Origin of the sequence: Phaeobacter sp. HS011 (genome assembly GCF_018101215.1) — a bacterium.
In the GTDB taxonomy this organism is placed as follows: domain Bacteria; phylum Pseudomonadota; class Alphaproteobacteria; order Rhodobacterales; family Rhodobacteraceae; genus Phaeobacter; species Phaeobacter inhibens.
On the sequence record NZ_JAGEUF010000002.1, the window covers coordinates 489,909 to 514,905 of the forward strand.

Annotated in this window: 17 protein-coding genes and 1 tRNA gene; 5 read left to right on the forward strand and 13 right to left on the reverse strand. The window is 59.1% G+C overall.

Annotated features, from left to right (window positions below):
• Positions 1 to 38: 38 nt before the first annotated feature.
• The 7 genes from J4721_RS05825 to J4721_RS05855 form a co-directional block, all read right to left on the reverse strand.
• A complete protein-coding gene (locus tag J4721_RS05825; protein ID WP_102888152.1) occupies positions 39 to 782 on the reverse strand; it encodes a glycosyltransferase family 2 protein in 744 nt (247 codons plus the stop codon).
• A gap of 73 nt (positions 783 to 855) precedes the next feature.
• Positions 856 to 1,545, reverse strand: a complete 690-nt coding sequence (locus J4721_RS05830) for an ABC transporter ATP-binding protein (RefSeq protein ID WP_211002265.1) — start codon at positions 1,543 to 1,545, stop codon at positions 856 to 858.
• Complete coding sequence (locus tag J4721_RS05835) at positions 1,542 to 2,312, reverse strand: ABC transporter ATP-binding protein (RefSeq protein WP_014874756.1); 771 nt, start codon at positions 2,310 to 2,312, stop codon at positions 1,542 to 1,544. The genes J4721_RS05830 and J4721_RS05835 overlap by 4 nt, the downstream gene beginning before the upstream one ends.
• Entirely contained in the window at positions 2,305 to 3,288 is a 984-nt protein-coding gene (locus J4721_RS05840; protein WP_102849151.1) for a branched-chain amino acid ABC transporter permease, read from the reverse strand. Before J4721_RS05840 ends, J4721_RS05835 begins: the two co-directional genes overlap by 8 nt.
• Positions 3,288 to 4,208, reverse strand: a complete 921-nt coding sequence (locus tag J4721_RS05845; RefSeq protein WP_014874758.1) for a branched-chain amino acid ABC transporter permease — start codon at positions 4,206 to 4,208, stop codon at positions 3,288 to 3,290. Before J4721_RS05845 ends, J4721_RS05840 begins: the two co-directional genes overlap by 1 nt.
• A 98-nt stretch (positions 4,209 to 4,306) precedes the next feature.
• The gene (locus J4721_RS05850) at positions 4,307 to 5,443 is read right to left on the reverse strand and encodes an ABC transporter substrate-binding protein (RefSeq protein WP_014880068.1); all 1,137 of its coding nucleotides are present in this window, start codon (positions 5,441 to 5,443) and stop codon (positions 4,307 to 4,309) included.
• Positions 5,444 to 6,002: 559 nt separating this feature from the next.
• The gene (locus tag J4721_RS05855) at positions 6,003 to 6,665 is read right to left on the reverse strand and encodes a hypothetical protein (protein WP_247655877.1); all 663 of its coding nucleotides are present in this window, start codon (positions 6,663 to 6,665) and stop codon (positions 6,003 to 6,005) included.
• Positions 6,666 to 6,937: 272 nt separating this feature from the next.
• Between J4721_RS05855 and J4721_RS05860 the strand changes: the two genes are divergently transcribed.
• Positions 6,938 to 10,189 (forward strand): chemotaxis protein CheB, encoded by a 3,252-nt coding sequence (locus J4721_RS05860; protein ID WP_102883473.1) that lies wholly within the window; start codon positions 6,938 to 6,940, stop codon positions 10,187 to 10,189.
• A 105-nt stretch (positions 10,190 to 10,294) separates the two neighbouring features.
• Here the strand turns inward: J4721_RS05860 and J4721_RS05865 are convergent, their stop codons facing one another.
• Complete coding sequence (locus J4721_RS05865) at positions 10,295 to 12,706, reverse strand: 1-deoxy-D-xylulose-5-phosphate synthase N-terminal domain-containing protein (RefSeq protein WP_211002267.1); 2,412 nt, start codon at positions 12,704 to 12,706, stop codon at positions 10,295 to 10,297.
• Between the two features lie 115 nt (positions 12,707 to 12,821).
• Positions 12,822 to 14,027 carry a methionine gamma-lyase gene (locus tag J4721_RS05870; protein WP_014874763.1) on the reverse strand — a complete coding sequence of 402 codons (1,206 nt, stop codon included), beginning with the start codon at positions 14,025 to 14,027 and terminating at the stop codon, positions 12,822 to 12,824.
• A gap of 94 nt (positions 14,028 to 14,121) precedes the next feature.
• On the opposite strand from J4721_RS05870, the gene J4721_RS05875 reads away from it, so the two are divergent.
• From J4721_RS05875 to J4721_RS05885, 3 genes are all read left to right on the forward strand, one after another.
• Entirely contained in the window at positions 14,122 to 14,610 is a 489-nt protein-coding gene (locus J4721_RS05875; RefSeq protein WP_102876682.1) for an Lrp/AsnC family transcriptional regulator, read from the forward strand.
• A gap of 122 nt (positions 14,611 to 14,732) precedes the next feature.
• A complete protein-coding gene (locus tag J4721_RS05880; RefSeq protein WP_211002268.1) occupies positions 14,733 to 16,505 on the forward strand; it encodes an adenylate cyclase in 1,773 nt (590 codons plus the stop codon).
• Between the two features lie 132 nt (positions 16,506 to 16,637).
• The gene (locus tag J4721_RS05885; protein WP_102874202.1) at positions 16,638 to 18,083 is read left to right on the forward strand and encodes a phosphatase PAP2 family protein; all 1,446 of its coding nucleotides are present in this window, start codon (positions 16,638 to 16,640) and stop codon (positions 18,081 to 18,083) included.
• 18 nt (positions 18,084 to 18,101) lie between these two features.
• On the opposite strand, the gene J4721_RS05890 is transcribed toward J4721_RS05885, so the two are convergent.
• Positions 18,102 to 21,098, reverse strand: a complete 2,997-nt coding sequence (locus J4721_RS05890; protein WP_211002269.1) for a hypothetical protein — start codon at positions 21,096 to 21,098, stop codon at positions 18,102 to 18,104.
• Between the two features lie 451 nt (positions 21,099 to 21,549).
• Between J4721_RS05890 and J4721_RS05895 the strand changes: the two genes are divergently transcribed.
• A tRNA-Asn gene (locus J4721_RS05895) sits at positions 21,550 to 21,624 on the forward strand.
• Positions 21,625 to 21,763: 139 nt separating this feature from the next.
• Here J4721_RS05895 and J4721_RS05900 read toward each other — a convergent pair.
• Genes J4721_RS05900 through J4721_RS05910 form a run of 3 tightly spaced genes read right to left on the reverse strand, consistent with a single transcriptional unit; the run spans position 21,764 to position 24,990 of the window.
• A complete protein-coding gene (locus J4721_RS05900; RefSeq protein WP_102874201.1) occupies positions 21,764 to 23,017 on the reverse strand; it encodes an AGE family epimerase/isomerase in 1,254 nt (417 codons plus the stop codon).
• A gap of 42 nt (positions 23,018 to 23,059) precedes the next feature.
• Positions 23,060 to 24,127: an ABC transporter ATP-binding protein gene (locus J4721_RS05905; RefSeq protein WP_102874200.1), complete on the reverse strand. Its 1,068-nt coding sequence runs from the start codon at positions 24,125 to 24,127 to the stop codon at positions 23,060 to 23,062.
• Positions 24,128 to 24,138: 11 nt separating this feature from the next.
• On the reverse strand, positions 24,139 to 24,990 hold the full coding sequence (locus tag J4721_RS05910) for a carbohydrate ABC transporter permease (RefSeq protein ID WP_076615463.1): 852 nt from the start codon (positions 24,988 to 24,990) through the stop codon (positions 24,139 to 24,141).
• Positions 24,991 to 24,997: the final 7 nt, after the last annotated feature.

A 24,997-nucleotide genomic window follows, 5' to 3' on the forward strand; every position in this document is an offset into this window, starting at 1 on the left:
TCTCAGGCTGCCCATAGATGTATTCTGACGTTTCGATGTTAGAGCGCCTTCAGCCGCTGCCGCAGATATTCCAACCAGCCGCGAAAACTGGTGGTCCTGGCAAATTTTCTGCCCATGTATCGCAGCTCTTTCTGCCGCAACGCCTTGCTGACAGACGCGCTGACCTGCCCCTCATGCATACGGTTGGCGATCACGGTGTCGGGCACCACCACCGGATCTCCGTAGGCGTCCCACAGACGTTTGTAGAGGTCCACATCCATCAGCCAGATCAAGGCTTCGTCGAACTCCATCGCGGAGGTACGGCGCATGGCGAGAACAGAGGGGCTGGAAACGGTATTCTTGCCAAAATGCATCCGATCCGTCAGACGAGGTCGCATCGGACGGGTCACACTGCTGCCATCCCGCGTAACGCCAGAGCCGCAGAGACACCAGTCCGCACCCTGCCCCATTGCATCATGTATGTGCGCCAACCCGTTGGGGTCTATAATCAAATCATCTTGGAACAGAACCTTGATGATATCGCCGGTTGCATGGGCTATCGCGTTGTTCACATTCGCCGATGCCTGTCGCAGCCCCTCGCGGTTCCACAGATGGGTGATGGTCAGCCGGTCGGCATAGGTCTGACAGACCTCAGCAACCGCCATATCATCGGATTGATCTGATACAACGATATCAAAATCGCTGAAACTCTGATGGCAGAGATGGTCAAAGGAATCCGCCAAGTAGCGCGCACCATCCCCGCCCATAGCATAGGCGGGAATGCAGAGGGTGATTGCAGGCATGGTGGGTTCCTTGGCCGGGAGTGTTTTGCCCTGCCTAGCAAAGCCGGGTCACGAGTCCAAGCCAGGGACCTGTCTAAACGCCCAGATAGCGGTCCTTCAGCTCGGGAGTCAGCGCGTCCATTGCACCCGTCCAGACCGTCGCGCCCTTGTTCACAATCACCGCTCGGTCCGCCACGGCGGCGAGTTCACGCAGTGTTTTGTCCACCACCAGGATCGACAGACCACTGTCGCGTTTCAGCCGCGCAATCGCCGCCCAGATTTCCTGACGCACCACGGGAGCGAGGCCTTCGGTCGCCTCGTCCAGGATCAACAGACGCGGGTTGATCATCAACGCACGACCAATGGCGAGCATCTGTTGCTCCCCTCCGGAGAGAGAAGACGCGGTCTGATCGCGCCGCTCCGCCAAGCGGGGGAAGAGGTCTGCGACCATGGCGAAATCCCAGGGGCCGGGCCTTGCAGCAGCTCTCAGATTTTCCTCGACCGTGAGCGGTGCAAAACATCGACGGCCCTCAGGCACCAGCCCGATACCCAAGCGCGCGATCTTATGTGAGGGCAGCTTGCGCAGGTCATTTCCTGCGAAATTCAGCGTGCCTTCACTCGCTGGCAACATGCCGCAGATGGTCTTGATCGTGGTCGACTTACCCATGCCGTTGCGGCCCATCAGCGCCACCACCTCGCCTTCGCCGATGTCCAGCTCCACACTAAACAAGGCCTGAGAGGGCCCATAGGACGCAGTAACTTTTTTTAGAGATAGCAAAGTCATACCGCCTCCTCCTCACCCAGATAGGCGCGTCGCACCTCTGCGTTGTTGCGGATCTCATCGGTGGTGCCGGTGGCGATGACTTCGCCATAAACCAACACGCTGATCCGATCCGCCAAAGCAAAGACAGCATCCATATCATGCTCCACCAGAAGGATCGGCGCCTCATGGCGCAGGGTGTTCAGAAACCCTGTCAGCGCCTGCGATCCACCTGCCCCAAGGCCTGCCATCGGCTCATCCATCAGGAACAGCCGTGGTTGCAGCGTCAGCGCCACCGCCACCTCCAGTTGGCGCCGTTGGCCATGTGACAGGTCCGCGGTCCGCCGCTTTGCGTCGCTCAGTAGGCCCACGCGCTCCAAGGCCTGTTCCGCCTGCGCCACCAATGCCTTGTCCCGCATCACATTGCCTAGGAACCGAAACACGCCACCCCGCGCGCCAAGCGCGCCGAGCACCGCGTTTTGCAATACCGTGAAGTCCATCGCGAGGGCTGAGATCTGGAAGGTACGCCCCAGCCCCATCCGGGCTCGTGCGACACGGCTCAGATCATCCACCGGGTGACCAAGCAGCGAAACGGACCCGCTGTCAGGACGAAGTTCCCCGGATATCTGCTTGATAAGTGTTGATTTTCCGGCACCGTTCGGACCGATCAAGGCATGGATTTCACCGGCGCGCAGATCCAGCGAGATGTTCTTGCTGGCCTGCAACGCGCCAAAGGATTTGCTAAGATCCCTGACCTCCAAAACCTGCTTTGCGCCCGTTGGATCAGTCATGGGCCACCTCCCGTCCGCTGATCGCACCGATCACGCCGCCACGGGCGTAAAGCACGATGATAAGCAGCAGCCCGCCCAGATAGATCTGCCAGTAATCGCTGATCCCACCCAGAAGGTGCTCCAGCAGAATGAACAGCGCAGCCCCGATCACCGGGCCGAAAAGCCGTCCGACGCCGCCGATGATAACAAAAATCATGATCTCGCCACTGGTGTGCCAGCTGAGCATGGTGGGGCTGACAAAACGATTCAGATCGGCAAACAGCGCGCCGGCCAGACCGGTGATCGCTCCTGAGATGACAAAGGCCGTCAGACGCAGCTGGTAAGGGGTGATGCCAACCGTCTCCACCCGCGCCTCGCATTGACGCGCAGCAGAGAGCGCAAGACCAAAGGGCGCGCGCGCCAGTCGGGCGGCAAACCACAGCGCGACACAGAGAATGGCGTAACAGATCAGGAAAAACTGCAGCGGAGCCAACGTATTCATACCCGGAAACTCATTGCGCACCCAGATCGATAGCCCGTCTTCACCGCCATAGGCTGACCAACTGATGGCAAAGTAGTAGAGCATCTGACCAAAGGCCAAGGTGATCATGATGAAATAGACGCCCGAGGTGCGCAGCGACAGCGCGCCGATCACCAGTGCTGCAAGCGCACTGGCAACAACCGCCACCAGCCAGATCACCGGCATCTGGTTGGTGCCTTCGATCAGCAGTGGCCACTCGGCCAGTGGTTCGTAATTCTGCGCATGGGCGGCCAGGATGCCCATCGCATAACCACCGATCCCGAAAAATGCCGCATGGCCAAGGCTTACAAGACCGCCAATCCCCAGTGCAATATTGAGACCAACCCCCGCCAGCGCAAGGATGGCCACCTTCGTTGCGAGAGTAATCAGAAACGGCTCCTCTGTCATATGCGCCCATAGTGGGATCGCGAGCAGCAGCAGGATCACCGCAGCGTTCAACAGTTTTTCACGGTTCATCAGTGCTGCCCCCCATAGAGACCGGACGGGCGCACCAGCAGGATGACCGCCATCAGGATGTAAATCAGCATCGACGCCAGCGATGCCCCGACGGATGTTGCACTGGCCGGTTCCATGAACAGCGCGAACATCTGCGGCAGGAACACGCCGCCAAGCGTGTCCGTGAGCCCGACCAAAAGCGCGCCGACCATGGCGCCCTTAATCGAGCCGATGCCGCCAATGACAATCACCACGAAGGCAAGGATCAACACAGGCTCACCCATGCCAACCTGCACCGATTGGATGGCTCCGACCAAGGCACCGGCCAATCCGGCCAGTGCAGCACCAAGGGCGAAGACCAGCGTGTAAAGCTTTGAAATATCGACACCAAGGGCCGCGATCATCTCCCGGTCACTTTCGCCGGCGCGGATCTGGATGCCGATGCGCGTGCGTGCGATCAGCCAGAACAAACCGGCTGCAACCACCAGGCCAATGGCAATGATGGTCAGACGATAGAGGGGGTATTCAATGCCCCCCGGCAGGCTGATCGGACCCGAAAGATAACTCGGCACATCCAGAAACAGCGGGAAGGATCCAAAGACCCAGCGCGTGCCCTCCGAGAAGATCAGGATCAGCGCAAAGGTGGCCAGCACCTGATCCAGATGATCCCGGTCATAGAGTTTCCGGATCACCAGGAATTCGACCAGCGCGCCGGCGGCAGCGGCGGCTGCCAGGCTAGCGATCAGGGCCAGGACAAAAGAGCCGGTCCAGGCGGCCACAACAGCGGCGGCAAAGGCACCAACCATATAAAGCGCACCATGCGCCAGATTGATCAGCCCCATAACGCCAAAGACCAGGGTCAGGCCGGCCGCCATGAGAAAGAGCATCACCCCGAACTGCAATCCGTTCAGGATCTGCTCCAGAATAAGAATGAGGGACATGAGTTAGTTCCACCAAGGCAGAGGCATCACGCCCCGCAGCAATTGGAATTGGGTGATGCGAGCCGGATCTCTCACCGGCCCGCACGCCCCATGCGGTCTTACATCTTGCACTCAGCCGCGTAGGCGTCCGCGTGATTTTCCAGACCGGTTGCGATGATCTTGTTGGTGAAAACATCGCCTTCTTGAATGACTTCACGGACATAGATGTTCTGGATCGGGTGGTGGTTGTCACCGAATTTGAAATCCCCGCGAACGGACTCGAACTCCGCCGCCTTCAGCGCTGCGCGAAAGGCCTCTTTGTCATCGACACTTGCCTTGTCCAGCGCGCTGAGGATCAGGTTCGCGGTGTCATAACCCTGGCTTGCATACAACGACGGCAGACGTTCATATTTCTGCTCGAAGGCGGCGACAAAGGCTGTGTTGGCCGGGTTGTCCAGATCCTTGTTCCACTGCGAGGTGTTCTTGATGCCCAAGGCCGCGCCACCAACTGCCTGCAGGATGCCCTGATCAAAGCTAAAGGCCGGGCCAACCACCGGCAGATCAACACCGCTGTCTGCATATTGCTTGAGGAAGGAAATCCCCATACCGCCCGGCAGGAAGAAATAGACGCTGTCGGCACCGGAGGCGCGGATCTGCGCAATCTCAGCAGCATAGTCAGTCTGCCCCAGTTTGGTGTAGGTCTCACCCGCCAGATCGCCCTGATACATCCGTTTGTAGCCGGTCAATGCATCCTTGCCCGCCGGGTAGTTCGGGGCGAGAATGTAGCTGTTTTTCAGGCCCGCATCATTGGCGTAGGCGCCCGCCGCCTCATGCAGATTGTCATTCTGCCAAGCCACGTTGAAGTAGTTTTCATGGCAGCGCTTCCCGGCCAGCGCTGACGGGCCGGCATTGGGCGACAGATAGAATACGCCCTGTGCCGTTGCCGCCGGAACCACCGCCATTGCAAGGTTCGACCAGATGATGCCGGTCATAATATCGACCTTTTCCGATTGGATCATCTGATCGGCGATCTGCACAGCGCTTTCAGGTTTGCGCTGGTCATCTTCGATCACCACTTCGATATCGTCGCGGCCCGCCTGTTCCATTGCCAGCATGAAGCCGTCGCGCACATCAACGCCAAGGCCCGCGCCGCCACCGGAGAGCGTCGTTATCATACCGATCTTTGTCTCAGCGCCGGCGGCCAAGGCCAGTGTTGATACGGCTGTGGCCAGTGCCATGGTCTTCAGTGTCGTCATTGATCCATCTCCCTGATCTGTCTGAGCAATGGGGGCCGCTTCTGTGGCAACTCCCCGCCGCTTACTCTTTCTGATTGGACTGCGCTGCGCCAGCTTTTTGCGGCGTTCTTCACATTTGTCGGCCTGCGCGGGCGCACTCATACCGGAGGCAGAGCACATGCGCAGGAGACCGATCACACGATGTCCAAGGATCGCTTTATCGATCCCTTAAGGAAGCCTAGGCCGAAGTCCGCATTTATTTCAAGATTAAAATATCTAACCTTAAAACTTATCATCGCGGCAGGCACGGCGGTCATGTCGGGATTTTCCGATGGAGAACCACCGTTACGTCACCTGATGTCGGTAGGGAGAGAGCACACCGTGGAAGGCGGCGTCGCATATGACAAGAGGACTATTGTCACATACAACGACGAGCACGCGATTGAGGGATTTTAACCGGAACTAAGCGCGAGATCCATAAGATGGGACTGCAAACGCCTATGACAGAATGTATTGCGTGGTAGGTCAGCCATCGCAATAACATTAATAACAACTGAGAGCTGTGAAGAAATAGTATTCGTTAGCAGGAACTAAGTCGGCGCGGTTGATCTTTCACGGCATCCGCGCCTTTAGGGTTATTGCGCTGACGCTCAAGACCGTCGGTATAGCGTTTCACAAGTTCGATCTGAAAGCGGATTTCATGAACCCGGTCGGCGAGCTGCTGGCTCAGGGATCCGATGGCACTCTCTGCATCGACCAGACCGGCCTCTGTCGCGGAAAGCACATTGAGCAGCGGCAATGCCAGATCGGTCAGCACCTGCGCGCTCACCTCTCGGGTCAGATCCTCAAGCCCGGCACCGAAGCCCACATCAGGGCGGAATGCATAGCCGATCCCGCCAAGACTGATCCGAAACCGGATGATGATCGACTGACTGCCATCATCGTTAACGGTTGCGAGGACATGAGCCCCAGCCAGCACCAGGCCTGGCACTTCAAGGATGAGGGACGGCAGAGAAATAACCTGTGTTTCGCCCGACAGCAGGTTGACGCAGTCGTTCAATCCTTCGGCAATGGGATCGCAAAACACCTCCTCAAGCGGCATCGTATTCACGAATGAGGTTCGGTTGCGGAACGCGGAACTGACCACTTCACAGGACCGGACATAGGGCGTCTCCCCCTTCTCTGCCATCAGGTTCACGATGAACCGTTGTTGGTCTTCTCCAGTCTCGGTACTGTCAGTCATAGCCACCACGTTCATTACACCCAACCTGTATCACTGGAGATGTTTTAATTTCTAGTTAGGAGTAGTTTACAAACCATTGATACAGCGTAGGTTGGGGTAACAATCTCAGTCAAGCTTTATGCAACCCTAAATTGTAATTTCTTCATCCCGCCCCCAAACCTAGCACGCCATGTCAGCTCACTCCCAGATCGAACTCTTTCCCAATTGGTCATGGACCTTGTAGCGCTGAAGGCGTTAATAGATAAAAAAGACGGTAGACGATAGGCACACATATGACAACGCAAACAACTCAGGACCTGACCATTATCGGCATCGGGTCTTCCGCAGGCGGACTTGAAGCCATTCGTGAGCTGGTTGCGACGCTCCCGGTGGATGTGCCTGCGGCCTATGTTGTTGTCCAACATATGTCGCCACACCACAAAAGCCTGATGACGGAGCTGGTGGCGCGGCAGACCCAGCTGAAGGTCGGCACCATACAAAATGGCACGATCCCCGAGGCCAATGTCGTCTATATCACCCCGCCCAAGAGCGATGTCATCTTCTCAGATGGTCGCCTGCACCTGTTGCAGGATCCCAATGCCGAACCCGGTACGCCGCGCCCCTCGGTCGACCGCTTCCTGGTCAGCCTTGCGGAGCAGAACGGCGACAACTCCATGGCGATCATCCTTTCGGGGACCGGCAGTGATGGCGCCTATGGTGTACAGGCCATTCGAGAGGCCGGCGGCATTACCATTGCGCAGGACGCCGAAAGCGCGAAATACGATGGAATGCCTGTAGCTGCGGTGCAGACCGGCTGCGTCGATCTCGTGCTGCGGCCGCAAGATATCGGCGCCAACCTGCAGAAGATCCTCTCTTCCCCGCGTGATTTCACCTCCTTCCGGCATGAGAACAGCCTGCGGGACTCGCCGGTGTCGGATCTGCTACAAATTCTTTTGGCGCGCACCCGCGTGGATTTCCGCGACTACAAACAGACAACCATCAGCCGCCGGATCGAGCGGCGCATGATTGCCCTTGGGATCGAAACCCAGGAGGAATACACCCAGTTCTGCCGCAACAACCCTCATGCGGTTGATGCCTTGTTCAAGGACTTGCTGATTTCGGTCACGCGGTTTTTCCGCGACCGCGAAGAATTCGAGTTGCTGAAAGCGCTGCTGCCCCAACTGATCAAGGAGCGCGGTCCCGGCCCGCTGCGGATCTGGGTGGCTGGCTGCGCCACCGGCGAAGAGGCCTATTCCATTGCCATGGTGGTCTCTGAGGCGCTCGGCAACCCGACCAATCAGCTCAAATCACGGGTACAGATTTTCGCGACCGATATCGACAAGGATGCGTTGAAAACGGCGCGTAAAGGGGTCTACAGCCTTGCGGCGCTGAACGATATCCCCTCTGAACTTGCGGATAAATACCTGATCCGCCAGACCGATGGCGTCCGGGTGGTCGACAACCTGCGCAATGCGGTTCTGTTCTCCGACCACAACGTCTGTCAGGATCCGCCGTTTCAGAAGGTAGATCTGATCTGCTGCCGCAACCTACTGATTTATTTCGGCAACCCGCTGCAGCAGAAAGTCATGTCGCGGTTCCACTATGCGATGTCACCGCATGGGCTGCTGTTCCTCGGCACCGCCGAGAGTGTCGCCGGATCTGATGAACTGTTCGTCCAGGACCGCTCTGCATCGCATGTCTATCGTAAGCGATCTCTGCGCGCACATCAGACCCAGCAACCCTATAACATGCCGTCTGTGCCGATGATGGCGCAACGGCCGACCATCAAACCACCAGCGCCGCAAGGGCCATCAACGGATCGCCAGCTGTTCGAGGCGCTCGCGCAGTCTCTGGGCAAGAATTCCCTACTGGTGACCGAAGATTTCTCCATCGCGCGGGTCTATGGCTCGGTCAGTCAGTTTATCGAGGTCAATGAGACCAGCTCGTTGCGGATGCATCTTGATCTGCTGCGCAGCCCCCTGCGCGAAGAGGCCCGCAGCCTGATTACCATCGCGTTGAAAAACGGGGCCCATAAGGGCGGCGTGCGCCACCTGCTGGCAGAGAATGATGACGAGGAGATTCGTCTCGACGTCTATCCGATTATCGCCAAGGACATCAGCGAACGCGCCGCGCTGGTGGTCTTCACGCCGGTCACGGTTGACCGGTCCCGGATGAATGAGGCACCGATTGTAGGCGAAGAAGGCGATGCCACCTTTGAGCGGATCCGCAACCTGGAGAATGAGGTCGCAACCACCCGCGAAGCGCTGCAGCAGACCATTGAAGAGCTGGAAACCTCCAATGAGGAACTGCAATCGCTCAATGAGGAACTGCAATCCACCAACGAGGAGCTGCAAGCCACCAATGAAGAGCTGGAAACCTCCAACGAGGAACTGCAATCCACCAACGAAGAGCTGATTACCGTCAACGAGGAACTGCAGGTCACCGCGTCCGAGCTGAGTGGTCGTACCGGCGAGCTGATCTCCGTTCTCGAAAGCACGCCGCTGGCGATTGTTGTGGCGGACAGCGCTTTGCAGATCACTCAGGCAACTCTGGCGGCAACCCGGATGTTCAATATCCGCCGCCCCATCTCCAGCCCGCACATCAGCCAATGTGCCCTGCCCGAAGGTTTTCCGATCCTGGCACCGATCTGCAGCGAGGCGCTGCGCCTTGGCCAGACCGTGACCGAGGAATTCACCTCCAAGGGCACCCGCATCCGGCTGACCTGCTCGCCCTACTTTGATGTCAATGGACAGATCCTCGGCGTGACCATGGTGGTGTCGGAATTCCCCGGCATGGCCCATGAGATGGAAATGATCCTCGACAATTCCAAGCTGCTTCTGCTGAACCGAACCCGCAATGGTGAGATTCTCCGGATCAGTTCAGCCTATGCGGAACTCCTGGGATTGAGCCGTGGGAAAGCCCTGTCAAAGAACCTGTTTTCCCTCGCATCTGACGCCGGTGCCGATGAACAGATGCTCAAGGAAGATGCAAAGGTACTCGACAGTAAGGACGGGTTCGACAATGAATTGCTGCAAGTGAGCCTGCCCGATGGTGAGGGCGACCGCTGGATCAGCATGGACCGCCATCGGTTCCCGCATCACATCACCGAGGAACCGACTGTTTTCACCATTGGCACCGATGTGACAGAAACCGTGGAGGCACGCGAACGGGCCGAAGAGCTGCTGATGCAGGCCGAATTGGTTCAGGACATGGTCGGGATCGGTTTCTGGTCCATTGATGCGGATGGCCAGACCCCCTATTGGTCGCCCAAGGTCTATGAGATCCATGGTGTAAAACCCGAGGAGTACAGTCCGGAAATCGACAGCGCGATTGCCTTCTTCCACCCCGATGACCGTGAGGATGTGCAGCGCATCGTCTCCGAGGCCATTGAAACGGGTAACGGTTTTTCATTCATCAAACGTTTGATCCGTCCTGATGGCGTCGAGATCCAGGTGGAGAGCCAGGGGATGGCTATTCGCGACGACAATGGTGATGTGACGCGACTGGTCGGGATCTTCCGCGAGGCGCAGGAGACTGACAGCTGATCGCCTTCACATAGGGCAATCACATTTCAAAAAAGGCGCAGGTGACTGCGCCTTTTTCATGTTCCACATCTGTAGTCTTTGACCTGCCTCAGGAGAGGTCAGACGTTACACCACCTTCAGCCGTCGCCCTGCCGTCAACCCGTCTGCAGCCGCGGTGATGGCTTGCGCGTCGATGCCGAAATGGCGGTAGAGATCACCGATGGTACCGGTCTGACCAAAATGTTCGACGCCAAGCGGAATAGACTGATGACCCTGAACGCTCCCCAGCCAGCTCAGGGTTGCGGGGTGCCCGTCAATCACTGTGATCAGCTTGCAATGGCTGGGCAGCTGGGCGAGCAACGTCTCGATATGGCTTTGTGCCTGCGGCAGACCACGGGCCCGCGCCCGCTGCGCTGCGGTCCAGCCCGCATTTAGCCGGTCGGCCGAGGTGACCGCCAGCACGCCCACGTCACGGCGGCCTTCGCCAATGGCGGCAGCGGCTTTAATGGCTTCCGGTGCAACAGCCCCCTGATAGGCGATCACGACATCACAGTTCGGCCCCGGCTTTTTCAGCCAGTAAGCGCCATCAATGGCGCCTTGCCGGAAATCATCGTCAACACGTTTGCCCGGCTGTTCAATCGGGTTGGTGGTCAGCCGGAGATAGACCGAGCCGCCGGTCTCATCGCGCAGCCATGTGCGCTCATCCGGGTCGCCCTCGCCGTCACGCTGAAGATAATCAAACGCCCATTCCATGATCACCGCCAGCTCATCGACGAAAGCAGGTTCAAACGCGGCCAACCCGTCCTGGCTCATCCCGATCAGCGGCGAGCCGATGGATTGATGCGCACCACCCTCAGGCGCGAGTGTCACCCCCGACGGTGTGCCCACGATCATAAAACGGGCATCCTGATAGCAAGCATAATTGAGCGCATCGAGGCCGCGCGCGACGAAGGGGTCATAGACGGTTCCAATAGGGATCAACCGCTTGCCAAACAGCGATTGAGACAGGCCGGCAGCCCCCAACAGCAGGAACAAGTTCATCTCAGCGATGCCCAGCTCGATGTGCTGGCCGTCCGGTGTGAACTCCCATTTGGCGGTCGACGGGATCTTATGCTCGATGAAAGCATCCGCCTGAGCCGTGCGGGCGAAGAGCTTGCGCCGGTTCACCCAAGGGCCAAGGTTGGTGGTCCCGGTCACATCCGGTGACATGGTGACAATCCGTGTCGCCAGGTCGCTGTCACCTTTGGAGAGATCATCAAGGATCTTGCCAAATCCCATCTGTGTCGACATCTCGCGATCGGTCTTCACCTCCACCGTTGGCACGGGTAAGCGCGCATCCTGATAGCGCCGCGCTCCCTTGGCAAAAAACGGGGCCTGATCAAGAAAGCCCTGCAGCGCAGCTACATTTTCGACCGTTGCGAACGGCGCCCATTCCTCACCCTCAGCGACACCCATATAGCGCTGCCATTCGGCCATTTGGGTCTTGTTCATCAGGCCGCCGTGGTTGTCCTTATGGCCCGCGATGGGCGTGCCCCACCCCTTCACCGTATAGGCCAGGAAACAAACCGGACGGTCATGGTCGATGGCGGCAAAGGTTTCGGCCATGGTGGTCACGCAATTACCGCCGAGGTTTTCCATCAGGGCTGCCAGATCCGCATCCGAACGCCGCTCGATCAGTGCAGTCACATCCCCCTGATCGCCCAGATCCTCCATCAGATGCTGACGCCAGACAGCCCCGCCCATAAAGGTCAGCGCCGAATAAGTCTGATTGGGGCAATCATCAATCCACTGACGCAGTTTGTCGCCGCCCGGCTCCTCAAACGCGGCGCGTTGCAAGGCGCCATATTTTACCTTCACCACATCCCAGCCAAAGGCGTCAAAGATCTTCTCAATCCGCTGAAACAACCCCTCGCGCACGATCCCGTCAAGGGATTGGCGGTTGTAATCAATGATCCACCAGGTATTGCGCAGGTCGTTCTTCCAGCCTTCCTGAAGGCATTCATAGACATTGCCCTCATCCAGCTCTGCATCGCCGACCAACGCCACCATGCGCCCCTGCGGCGCGTCTGCCCCCCAGGATTTCGCAGTGATGTAGTCCTGTACCATGGACGCAAAAGAGGTGATCGCCACGCCAAGCCCCACAGATCCTGTGGAGAAATCCACGTCATCAATATCCTTGGTCCGGCTCGGGTAGCTCTGCACCCCGCCAAAACCACGGAAATTCTCCATCTTCTCACGGGTCTGATTGCCCATCAGATACTGGATCGCATGAAAGATTGGCGAGGCATGGGGTTTCACTGCCACCCGGTCCTCGGGCCGCAGCGCGCTGAAATAGAGCGCGGTCATGATCGACACCATGGAGGCAGAGCTGGCCTGATGGCCGCCGATCTTGATGCCATCTTCCTTGGCGCGCAGGTGGTTGGCGTTGTGGATCATCCAATGTGACAGCCACAGCAACCGCTGCTCAATCGTCTTCAGCATTTCAGGAGAGGGTGGCGGCGCGGCGGTTGTCGGGGTCATGGTCAAACTCGTTGGCATAAGTCGAAGCTACCCCTCCCGCCGGAGTGCGGAGGGGGCCTTTTACATGGAGCGGCCCGAAGGGCGCGGCCGTCACCATAAGGCGCCCCAACGGGGGCGCCGGGCACAGCCGAGATCAGGCAGCGGCGTAGGCGTTATGCGAGGACAGCGCCTGCATCAGATCGTCGATGATATCGTCGACACCTTCAAGCCCTACCGACATCCGCACCAGACCCTCAGCGATGCCATGTTCGGCGCGTTCCTCAGGGGTGTAGGTCGAGTGGGTCATGCTGGCCGGGTGTTGGATCAGGGTCTCCGCATCACCTAGCGAGACCGCGCGCTGGATCATCTCAAGCCGGTTCATCATGGCGATACCACCGGCCTTGCCGCCGACCACCTCAAACGGGATCATGCCACCAAAGCCCGACATCTGCCGCCGCGCCAGATCTCCCTGGGCAAAATCATCAAGGCCCGGATAATAGACCCGCTCTACCGCAGGGTGCGCTTGCAGTGCCTCAGCGACTTTCAGTGCGGATTTGCAATGGCGCTCCATGCGCAGTTCCAGCGTCTTCAGGCCGCGCATCAGTAGCATTGCGCTGAAGGGTGACATGACCGCACCGGTCATATCCTTGAGCCCCACCAGACGGATCTGGGTGATATCCTCCTTGGAGCCCACCACCAGCCCCGCGATGACATCGCCATGACCACTGATGAATTTGGTTGCCGAATGCACCACGATATCTGCGCCCAGTTCGATCGGTCGTGTGAGGACCGGCGTGGCAAAGGTGTTGTCGACCACCACTTTGGCACCGGCTTTGTGCGCAATCTCGGAAATCGCAGCAATGTCGATCAAGCGATTATTGGGATTCGCCGGCGTCTCGAAATAGACCAGCTTGGTCTTTGGGCTGATCGCCTCTGCCAGATTGGTCGGATCTGTCATATCCACAAGGCGCACCTTCACACCAAAACGCGGCAAACCATGGGTCATGAAGGAGAAGGTGCAGCCATAGAGTGTCTTGTCGAGGATGATCTCGTCACCCGCGGCAAGGAACGACCATAGCGTCGAAGTGATCGCGCCCATGCCGGACGCCGTGGCGAGCCCTGCTTCGCCTCCTTCCAGATTGGCAATGCGCTGCTCCAGATGGTCCAGCGTCGGGTTGGAGATCCGGCTGTAGAAATGCCCCTCGCGCTCACCCGTGAACATCTCGCCACCAGCCTCGGCGGAATCGAAGGTGAACGTCGACGTCAGATAGAGCGGCGGGTTCAGCGATCCCTGCTGCGACTGCGTGTCATAGCCATGGTGGATTGCGCGTGTGGAGAAGCTGGAGCCGGTTTTTGTCATGGAAATCACCCTATTGTGTTTCCAGCATCTTAGGATGGCCACGCTGGTGATTAGTTGCTAATTTACCCTCAAACTGGAAAAGGATTGGCATATTATGCCAGAGATAGCCAAACTGGATGCCACCGATCGCCGAATAATCCGGGCGCTGCAGCGCAATGGGCGGATGACGAATCTCGACCTCGCGGCTGAGGTCAATCTCTCCCCCTCACCCTGCCTGCGCCGATTGCGTATTCTGGAAAACACCAATGTCATTCAGGGCTACAGTATCGATGTCGATGCAAAGGTCTACGGGCTGCCGGTCACGGTCTTTGTCCGGGTCAGCCTTGAGAACCACACGGAAAGCGTGGTGGCCAATTTCGAACGCCAGATCCGCGACACACCGGAGGTGCTGGAGTGTTTTGTGATGACCGGCCTGGCCGACTACCTGCTGCGCGTGGTGGTGGCGGATTTGGAGGATTACGAACGCTTCGTGCGCGCGCGTCTGCATCCCATTGGCGGTATCAGCTCCATCGACACCAGCTTTGTCTACGGCGTCGTTAAAAAGACCGCAGTCTACCCGGAGGTTGAGATCTCCAAAAGCTGATCACCCAGCGGGTTCTCTGATTTGCGGATGGTCGGCGAAGATACGACTTCCCCTGCGCTACATTCTTTATAATTCTATACTATTCGATATACTGCCCCCCTATTGGCGGCAGGACATCATCCATGCAGGGGCCCATCCCGACAATCCTACCCAAGATCTCTACGCGGCTCACGGCGTTTGCCTTTGCTGACGTGGCCGATTACACGCGGCATATCGAAATCAGCACAACGGATACGGTGCGCCGTTGGTGTCACCTGCGCGATACAGTGCTGCTGGATGAGTTGAAGCGTTACGACGGCGTGCGGCGGTCCGATGCCGGAGATGCGCTGCTGGTGGAATTCTCCAGCGCCACAGATGCGGTGCAATGGGCCATGGCGGTTCAGGACCGGCTGGGCCAGCAGAATGACGATGCCAACCCGATGAAGATCCGCATTGGCGTCAATATTGACGACGTGATCGATGATCAGGGCACTGTGCAATCTGATGGCGTTGTCATCGCCTCACGCATTCATCAACTGGCCGATCCCGGCACCGTGGTGGTCACCAAGATGGTCCGCGATATCGTGCGCGGAAAACTGTCGCTGCGGTTTCACGACCTTGGATCGCCGCTGCTGAAGAACATTGATCGCCCGGTTCAGGTCTATCAGGTCTGCGACGGCAGCGGTGATACCGTTCCCCTGCACCCCCATGCCGATTGGAAAAACCGCCCGACGCTGGCGGTGCTGCCGTTTCAGGATCGCGGCGCGCAGGCTGAGGAGCAATATTTCGGCGACGGCATCACCGAAGAGATCATCTCAGGTGTGTCCCGCAGCCGCACGATGTTTGTCATGGCGCGCACCTCGACACTTAAATTCCGGGGCAGCAACGAGAACCCGGCCGAGATCGGTCGCGGCCTCGGGGTTTCCTATCTGCTGACTGGTTCGGTCGACCGACACGGGGATCAGCTGCGTATTTTTGTTGAGTTGATGGATGTGCTGCGCAACCGCGCCATCTGGGCTCAGACCTATCGCGGGGATCTGCAGGAACTGTTTGCCTTTCAGGATGAAATCGCCTCCGGTGTGCTGGCGATGCTGGAACCTAAGGTGCTGTCAACGGAGGCTGAACATATCAGCGCCCGCAGCACTGACAGTCTGGATGCTTATAAATGTGTGCTGCGCGCCCTCGCCCGGCTCTATCAGCTGGACGACCACAGCTATGAAGAGGCAATTGCCCTGTTGAAGCGCGCCGTCTCACTTGATCCAAAATATCCCCAGGCCCACGCTTATCTCGCCTGGTGTATGAATTTCTTTTTGGCGGAGGGCCATTCGCACAACCCGCGTGACGACATACTGACCATGATCAACCATTCCCGGCGCGCGGTGGAACTGGACCCGGATGACGCGCTGACGCTGTCTGTGTGCGCGCATGTGCTCAGCCTGCATGAAAACAGCCCGGAAGACGCGCTGGAACTCTTTGAGGACGCGCTGGCGCATAATATGAACCTGCCGCTGGCCTGGGGGCTGAGTGCGACGACATATGCCTACCTCGGCGACGGTGCAGAGGCCCGCGACAGGCTCCTCAATGTCTGGCGGCTGGCGCCCTACGATCCTCTGAGTTTCTTTTTTCTGACCGCTGCTGGCCTCGCTGAATTTGTCGATGACAACCTGCCGGAGGCGATCCGTTTTCTGAAAAACGCCCGCCGCAACAAGCCCCGTTTCATGGCCAGCCTGCGGTTGCTTGCGGCGTCTTTTGCCCTCAGCGGTCAGGCCGAAAATGCGCACAAAGTAGCGCAGGAAATACTCGCTCTCGATCCCGGATTCTCGGTCTCGAAATTTGCGACCTGGTATCCGCTGAAATCAAAGGAGGCCCTGGATCGTCTGATCGACGGTTTGATACGCGCGGGACTGCCCGAGTAAACGGCAGCCACAGCGCATTATCGGGATACCCGACAATAACAAAATAACATGAGAGGCAGACCGGCAAAGGCCAGATATCAGCAGCCACGTAGGACGTTTTTTAACTCGTATTCAACGATTTAAGGGGGATTTATGATGGCGGAACATGGCAGTTCACAAGGTGCGTCGAACGGTCTGGGTCTCGGGTTGGGGCTGGGCCTCGGCAATGGTCTGGGTCTTGGAAACGGTTTGGGATTGGGCAATGGACTCGGTCTTGGCAACGGGTTGGGCGCGGGTCAGGGCCTGGGGCTTGGCCTGGGTTTGGGATCCGGCCTTGGTCTTGGACTAGGATCCGGTCTCGGACTCGGGAACGGTTTGGGGCTCGGCTCAGGGCTGGGCCTCGGACTTGAGGACAACGGCTATCTGCTCGGCAATGGGGCTGACGCTGGGATCGGCACATTGCGCAGCTACTACGCGACACCCAAGGAGCTGGGGCTGCTGCCCTGGACGCTGGACTTCAGCCCAGACAACAACGGCGGTGACCCGTTCCCTCTGTCGATGATCATCAGCCCTTATCAGCTGCCGACAGACACTGCCGCTTATCCCGTGGCGCTGGAATGGACGACCGAAGACTGGGACCCTGCCCTGCGGTTTTGGAGCTTGCCGTTTGACCCCAATCTCGGGGAATGGCTGCGGGCCGCCGACAGATCCGAACCCGGCACCATGGCGGCGCTGGAATTTGCATCACAGTTTAACAACTGGCATCCGGCCCATGTCGGCAATCGCTGGCTGGAAGACAAGGATCTGCTTTGGCAATACGTCAGAACCGGCACCGCTGCACAATCGCGCACTGCGGCTGAGGCCGCCTTTGACATCATTGTCGCCGAGCTGGAAGTGCTCAAGATGTATATGGAGGATGATCGTCAGCAATATATGGTTGAATGCGATATTCAGGCCGATGGCCTGCCGGCCTATCTGATCCATTTCCTGGGGGCCAACAGCTTTGACCATCCTTTCACGCTCAAGCTTATTGATCTTGGACTGGCGGTCGGCAATGTCGCCTATATGAGTTACAAGGCCTATTTCAAACGGGTGCGCCCGTCGATACTGCGGCCCGGGCTGACGGTGCCCTTCGGTCCACCGGCCCATCCCGCCTTTCCCAGTGGGCATGCGTTCCTCGCACATTTCCTGTCCCTGCTGTTGTTGGAAATCCCGGGTGTGGCGCAGCGTTTTGGTGTGGTGAAAGGGTATAAGTCCGATGGCTCAGGCACGGATGTTCAAATCCCGGCCGGCACCTTGTTGCGCAAGCCAACTTATAACGATCTGCTTGGCAGCGATGTAATCGCCTCGCCTTTGCTGACCATGGCGAACCGGATTGCGGTGAACCGCGAACGGATCGGGGTTCACTACTCCTCCGACTCGACCGCAGGGCGGCATATCGCGGCAGGGATCTGGTATTGCCTGATGGACAGTGCCCCTGTGAACCCGGCGGCCGGCGGCACCCCATGGGCGCATATCTCGGTGCCCACGCTGCACCGTATCCTGGAAAAGGCGAAGACCGAATGGCCGACACCCTGGGTCTCCGCTGATATCACATGACACGTCCGCCGGGGCCTCTTAACCTTCCATATGCAGGCCCAGATTATTGTCACCGGCAACCAAATCAACAAGCGCCTGCACCGTCGTCGGGGGTGATGCCCCCGGCCCGATCATGACTGTGAACCCGGCTGACGGGTCGGTGTTGGCACGGTCATTGATCTGGCTCAGCTCGTAGAAGGCCACCAGCTGGGTTCCGGCAGGGGCGGCATTGCGTGCTGCTGTGGTCAGTTGCGTGATCTGTTGCTGATCGGTCTGCGCCAGCGCCATGTCGGCCCCGCCCGGCGCAATGTCAAACGGCCCGATATCAAGGTCCCCGTGCCAGACAACACTGCGTTCCATGATCTGAGCAAGCGGTTTGTCACTCAGCACCCAACCGGCCCAGGCGCGCAGCCGCGCGCCATTGGCGGCGACGGACCCCCGGTTGCCACAGCTCGGCCACCACCCGGGCATTACCCAATTGGCATCCGCGGCCCAATGAAGCGAGACGGGCACATAGCTGCCCGGTCCAACCTCCACCGGCCCGTCCCCGGTGGGGAAGACATTGGGGCGGCGGTCGCGAATGTAGATATCCACGAGCGGCGGCGCCCCCGCCTTGCTGATGATCTCACTCGGATCTGAAGGGAACATGCCCATGGTTTCATAGGCCCATCGCGTCACCTTGTGAGAGGTGGCGGGCTGCCAGTCTGCTCCGCCTCTTGGCAAGGGGACGGAGGCCGAGGCGCTCCAGCCGGCCTCTTCCATGCCCACCTCCAGCATTTCAGCGCGTGACGGCGATTGTGCCAGCCCGGCCATGCCCTGCATCAGCAGATATAGCGTCATATCGGAGGCCCGGGTGCGCTGTGTCCAGTCTGCCTCCGCACCTGCAAGCGTATCGCCGCCCAATGACCGATAAAGCAGGAAGCAGGTGGACGACAGGATCTGCTCGGTCAGATAGGCCTTATGCTCGCTGCCGGAATCAGGCGGATCCTCAATTACCGAGCGGTTCAGCAACCCGTACCAGCCCCAGCCCATTGCGGGCGTCCGGTCGTGCCGCCGCGGCGCAAAGACAAAGGGAAACGTCCACCCCCGCATCCTCGGATCGCCGGGATAGGTCGGGCTGGACAGATCGGACAACGGATCAAAGAACACTGCCGCCAGCGAGTCCCCTGCACTATGCGCAAAGTCGAACTCCAGTTGCCCAATCCGGGCCGCCAAAAGGTAATGCCCGAATTCATGCAACATCCAACGCCCGCAGCTGGCGATACCCAACGGCTCCAATCGACTGTCCGGCGTTCCTGTCTTCACCCTCGCCCAACGGTTGAGATTGGCCAGCGCCAGATGCATATCGATGCTGGGTTTGCTCTGCAGGGTGGCATCCGGTGCCACCTCATAGCGCACCTGGGCATTTATAGTGCGCCCATCCCGGCCCGGCCCTGGCACGATCCCCGACCGGTAGTGCACCGCCAGCGGCCCCTCCGCCGTGGCCATGTAACTCTCCGGTGCAAGGCCTAGCCCACGCATATTGTCGAAGAAGGTTTTGCTGTGCCAGTAGGCGCTGATTGCACTGGATACATTGCGGCGCGGCGGCAGATCGGACAACCCGATGGTCGGCAGGGCTTTGGGGAAACGGCCCTCCCCGTCGCCAGGCACAAATCGCGGGCAGTTGCGCACCTCGTAGGCCGGTTGCTGCATCTTCATGCCAAGAGCCAGCGGAATCGCCCGGTCTTCCCGGAAGAGATCCAAAATCCTGTCCGGCCGCGTCGGGCGGCGCCATGCAAGCGGTGGTGCGGGGTGCGGCGGAACTCTCCCCGACGGGGCCCGCCAATCGGGCGGCGGCACCGGAAATACCCGCACAAAAGGCAGCGGCACCCCCGTTCCGGCCACCGCGTGACTGACGAGCGGCACCCGCGTGACCGAGAGCAACTCAACCTCATTTGCGCCTGGCTCCGCCAGACGCACCCGAACTGTCAGACGATAACTGACCGGTTCGCCCCGCGGCGTATCCTGCCCACGCGCCAGCAGGGTCAGGGTAATATCCCAGGCCCCGTCGGTGACGTTCTCAGGCTCCGCCGAAAACCGAATGTCCTGCAGCAACAGGGACTTCGGAACAACTCCGGCCTGCTTAGCAATGTTATCCTCAAGCATCGAGATCATCCGATAGACCGAGGATCGGGCCGGAGGCTGCGCACCGGCTTGCGGTGTCGGTGGGACAGGCGCCGGATCAGAGGGCGGTGGCGATGTCGTACTGCTGCCGTCGTCTGAGACCGCAGCCTCGACGGGCGCATCGTCGGCATCGGTCGCGGAGGATGCAACCAATGTTGCCGGTGCAACACCGGCCTGGAACCCCAAGGGAACGCCGGAGAGGCTGCGCGACAATCCGCCCAGCACCATTCGTTTTTCAGCATCGCTGCGTCCTGCCAGCAGCGATGACAGCGCTTGATGGGACCCGCCGGGAAACTCCGCAGTCAAGCCACGGATGACCAGATCAAAGCCATCAGCGGTGGCGCGCACCTCAACCGGGACCCGAAATCCGGCGGACGGAAACCGCATTAGAAAGGATCCATGCATGGGGTCAGGAATGCCTTCTGTCGCCACCAGAATGACGGTGCCCGGCATCGCACTCTTTGGATGGCGCGACATGTTCCAACTGGCGATCTGCCCGTCAAGACGGCTTGGCTCGGCATCAATTTTGGGCCAGATATCACACCAATGCAGCAGGCTGCCGCTTGCGGCAACATCGGCCAGCAGATCCAGCATCGGGTCAGCCTTTCCCAGCGGCGGCGGCGTTGCATTAACATACTGCTTCAGCTGTTTGAGGTAATGTTCTGCCGCCGCACTCAACGCCGCCAGATCAATCTCACCATCCGTACCGCCCACACGCGCCGCAGCCACATAAGGCACTGTCGGATGCGATATCAGGCGCGACGGGCGGCGTGACCCCGGATATTGCCGTTCATATCGCAACCAGGCCCGCGGTGCTGTGCCCCCAGCAATATCAGTGGGCGGCCATTTGCCAGGATGTGTCAGTTTCGCCATGTCATCCCCCTTCGTGCATGCGCCGCTGGGCATGCTATGTCTGTGCCATAATGATCACCCGACATCCTCAGGAACGGCCCTCAGCAACAGTGTAACGACATAATTTGCCGCCATTCAGCGAAGGGAGACGCGGTTTTTCAATCCCGTCATTTCATTGGAGGTGCGCTGATGGACCACGGTATCCGCCGCTTCGAACGTCGGATGCGCTGCAAACGCAAACCCACCTCGGGATGAGCCTACCATAGTTTCAGCGTTGGCAGTAGGCTGACAGCGCACTCCGGCATTGATTGGCGAAAGGTGTCAAACCATCAAGGATTGCCCGGCGGCATAGTGGCAAGTTTGGGTCTCTGACCATTGGCGCAATGATCTGTTCCCCGGAGCGAAAAAATTTGAAACCAGCGCATTTTTTCTCTGGACGCGCCAGAACTGAGGCCATATATCAGCCCCACATTCCGGCGTAGCTCAGCGGTAGAGCAGTTGACTGTTAATCAATTGGTCGTAGGTTCGATCCCTACCGCCGGAGCCAAAGTTTTCAAGGGCTTAGCGTGTATACGCTAAGCCCTTTTTGGTCTCTGTACGTCCGTATTTTGCCGCGATTGACCAGTGCAGGGTAGCGCGTTCTGCCAAGCGCGCCGGGTACTCGATTGAGGCGCCTCCGGCCCCGCTCAGGACAACAGCGGCGCGGGCAATTTCTTCAGCCCCGCCACATGGCCCAGCGGCAGCGCCCCCAGCGGCAGCAGGCAGGCCTGTAATGCATGGTAGATATCCGGCTTCCCGGTAAAGATCGTCCGCGTCACCTGTCCGTTCCCATCAATTTCAGGATACCAGCCGCCGCGGTCTTCATCGATGAAATGCGCCTGCGCAAATCCCCAGAGGCGGCGATACCATTGCTCGTCTTCGTCTCTGCCGTCCAGTTTCACAAGCGTAGCGACGGCACCAATCGCTTCTGTCACCGGCCACCAGAACCGGTTACGCATCGCGACCTTGCCTTCAAAATCAAGCGTATAGGCAAAACCACCATCAGCTAACCAGGCATCGGCAAGTGCCCGTTCAACCAGGCTGCGCGCGCGCGTCGGAGCGCCCGTATCGCGCCGTCCTGCCAGATCCCAGTGCTGCAACATCAACCGCCCCAGTTCAAAGGAGTGCCCAGGGGTGGTCCCAGCAGGCCGGAACATTGGGTCCCCGGCATAGGTGCGGTCGATTTGCCAGGTCTCAGTATAATGCTCAGGCAGGCGCCAGCTCTCTGCGGGCGCAACCTCGCCCACAAAAAAATCGAGGATATGGCCTGCGCGGTCCAGAAACACCGTCTCACCGGTGGCCTCATATGCCGTCAGCAGTGCTTCCACCCCGTGCATATTGGCGTTCATCCCGCGATAGGTTGAAAACGGTGTCCAGTCGCGGTTCCATTCGTCGGCAAATCGTTTTGGCCCCGTCTCCCAGAACCGCTGATCCAGAACCTCCGCCACATCACTTAGCAAGGCATCGGCACCGGGATGCCCGGCCAGTTTCGACGAGGCCGCAGCCAGCAGGACAAAGACATGACCGTAGGCCAGCTTGCGATCATCCGCGATGGCATCTCCGGACAGCGCCCAAAGGTATCCGCCATGAATCTGATCGCGGTGGTGGCTGTTGAGATAGGCGATACCGTGATCGATCATCTGCTCCGCACCCGCATAGCCGCAGATATGCGCCAACGCGTAGGAATGGACCAACCGTGTGGTGGTATGCAGCTCCTGCTTGTCATCCGGCAAGGGCCGACCAGCTGCATCAAGAGTGTGAAACCCCGGCACCGCCCGCAGACTGCCTGCGAAGAAATCCAGCTGCCGTCTGGCATCTGCCCTCAGATAGGCCTGATGGCCCGTATCCTCCAACCAGACCCCGGGCGCGGACAGATCTCCGACTGCGGAATGGGTGCTCATCGGCTGCTCTCCTTTTGCTGCCAGGGTCGCAATCGCAACGGCTCAGGCTGCAGGCCTGAGGGCAATGCCGCGATCATCGAAAATATGCGCATTTTGGGCCTGCAGGCGCAAGCCCAGACGCTCTCCGCTCTGGACCGGAACATTGCCGTGCTTACGGACCATCAGCGGCCCAAGCCCGTCAACTTTGGCATAAATATTGGTGTCAGAGCCCAAGCGCTCCACCACATCGGCGACAGCGATCAGATGCCCCTCGCCCGGCTCGACCACATCCAGATGTTCAGGCCGGATGCCCAGCTCAACCGCTGCAGCCGTGTCGTGCATATGATCCAGCGTCAGCATCATCCCATTTGTCGCCATCACGCCAGAGGCCGCACCGGACACCGGTAAAATATTCATTGTGGGTGACCCGATAAACTGCGCGACAAACTTGTTGGCGGGGCGTTCATAAAGCTCAAGCGGCGAGCCGACCTGCTGAATATCGCCGCCGTTCAACACCACGATGCGATCGGCGAGGGTCAGCGCCTCCACCTGATCGTGGGTCACATAAATCATGGTGGCGCCCAGTTGTTTGTGCAGCCGGGCAATTTCCAGCCGCATCTCAACGCGCAATGCAGCGTCCAAATTGGACAGCGGCTCATCAAACAGGAACGCACGTGGATCCCGGATAATGGCGCGCCCCATGGCAACGCGCTGCCGCTGACCGCCAGACAATGCCTTGGGCAGGCGATCAACCAAAGATGAAAGCCCCAGTGTCTCCGCCGCTCTGGCAACGCGGGAGCGGCGCTCCTCTGCGGGATCTTTGCGGATCTCCATGGAGAACCCCATATTCCGCGCCACATCCATATGCGGGTAGAGCGCATAAGACTGAAACACCATCGCAATATCGCGATCACGCGGGCGGACGTCATTCATACGCTGCCCGTCGATCTCGAAATCACCGGAGGTGATCGGCTCCAGCCCCGCAATCATCCGCAGCAGCGTAGATTTCCCGCAGCCCGATGGCCCCACCAGGACGATGAATTCACCGTCCCGAATATCAAGATTGATATCGCGCAGCACCTCGACGGCGCCATAGCGTTTCGCCACATCTCTGAGTTCGATCCGTGCCATGATCCGGCCCCCTATCCCTTGACCGCGCCGGACGTGAGGCCCTGCACGAGGTAGCGTTGTATGAAAATGAAAAACAGGCAGCTCGGCACCAGCGCCAGCACGCCAGCCGCCATCATCTGTCCCCAGTCCACCGAGAATTTCGACACAAAGGTCAACAGCCCGACCGGGAAAGTCATCGCGTCATTTTTCGAGATCAGCATCAGCGCAAACAGCAGCTCAGACCACGCGGCGGTGAAGACAAACCCAAGCGTGGCCCCCAGCCCCGGCAGCGTCAGCGGAAACACAACCGTGCGCAGCGCCTGAAACCGCGAGCAACCATCCATCATCGCGGCTTCTTCCAGATCCTTCGGGATCCCGTCAAAGAAGGATTGCATGAGGAAGGTGGCGAACGGGATGTTGAACGCGGTGTAGACCACGATCAGCGAGGTGAGCGAATTCAGCAGCCCGAGGTCGGCCACGATTTTGTAGATCGGAGCAATGATCATCAGCAGCGGAAACATCTGGGTGATCAGCATCACCGCGATGATGATCCGCTTGCCCGCAAAGACAAACCGCGAAAAAGCATAGCCCGCCCCGGCGGCAATCAGCGTGGTAAAGAACGCAGTCCCCAGCGATACTGTCAGCGAGTTGCGGAAATAGGCAAGGAACTCGGTCTCAAACAGCACCGTGGTGAAATTCTCGAACGTTACGGCGGACGGCAGCATCCGCGTGCCCTCTGAGAAGATCAACGCATCCGGTGTGATTGCGATTTTCATCAGCCAGTAAAGCGGGAACAGCGCAAAGCCCAGATAGAAGGCGATGGCGGCATATTTCCCGAACGCCAGTGCCGGATGACGGCTGCTTGAGCGTGCGACAGAACCCATTGGAAAA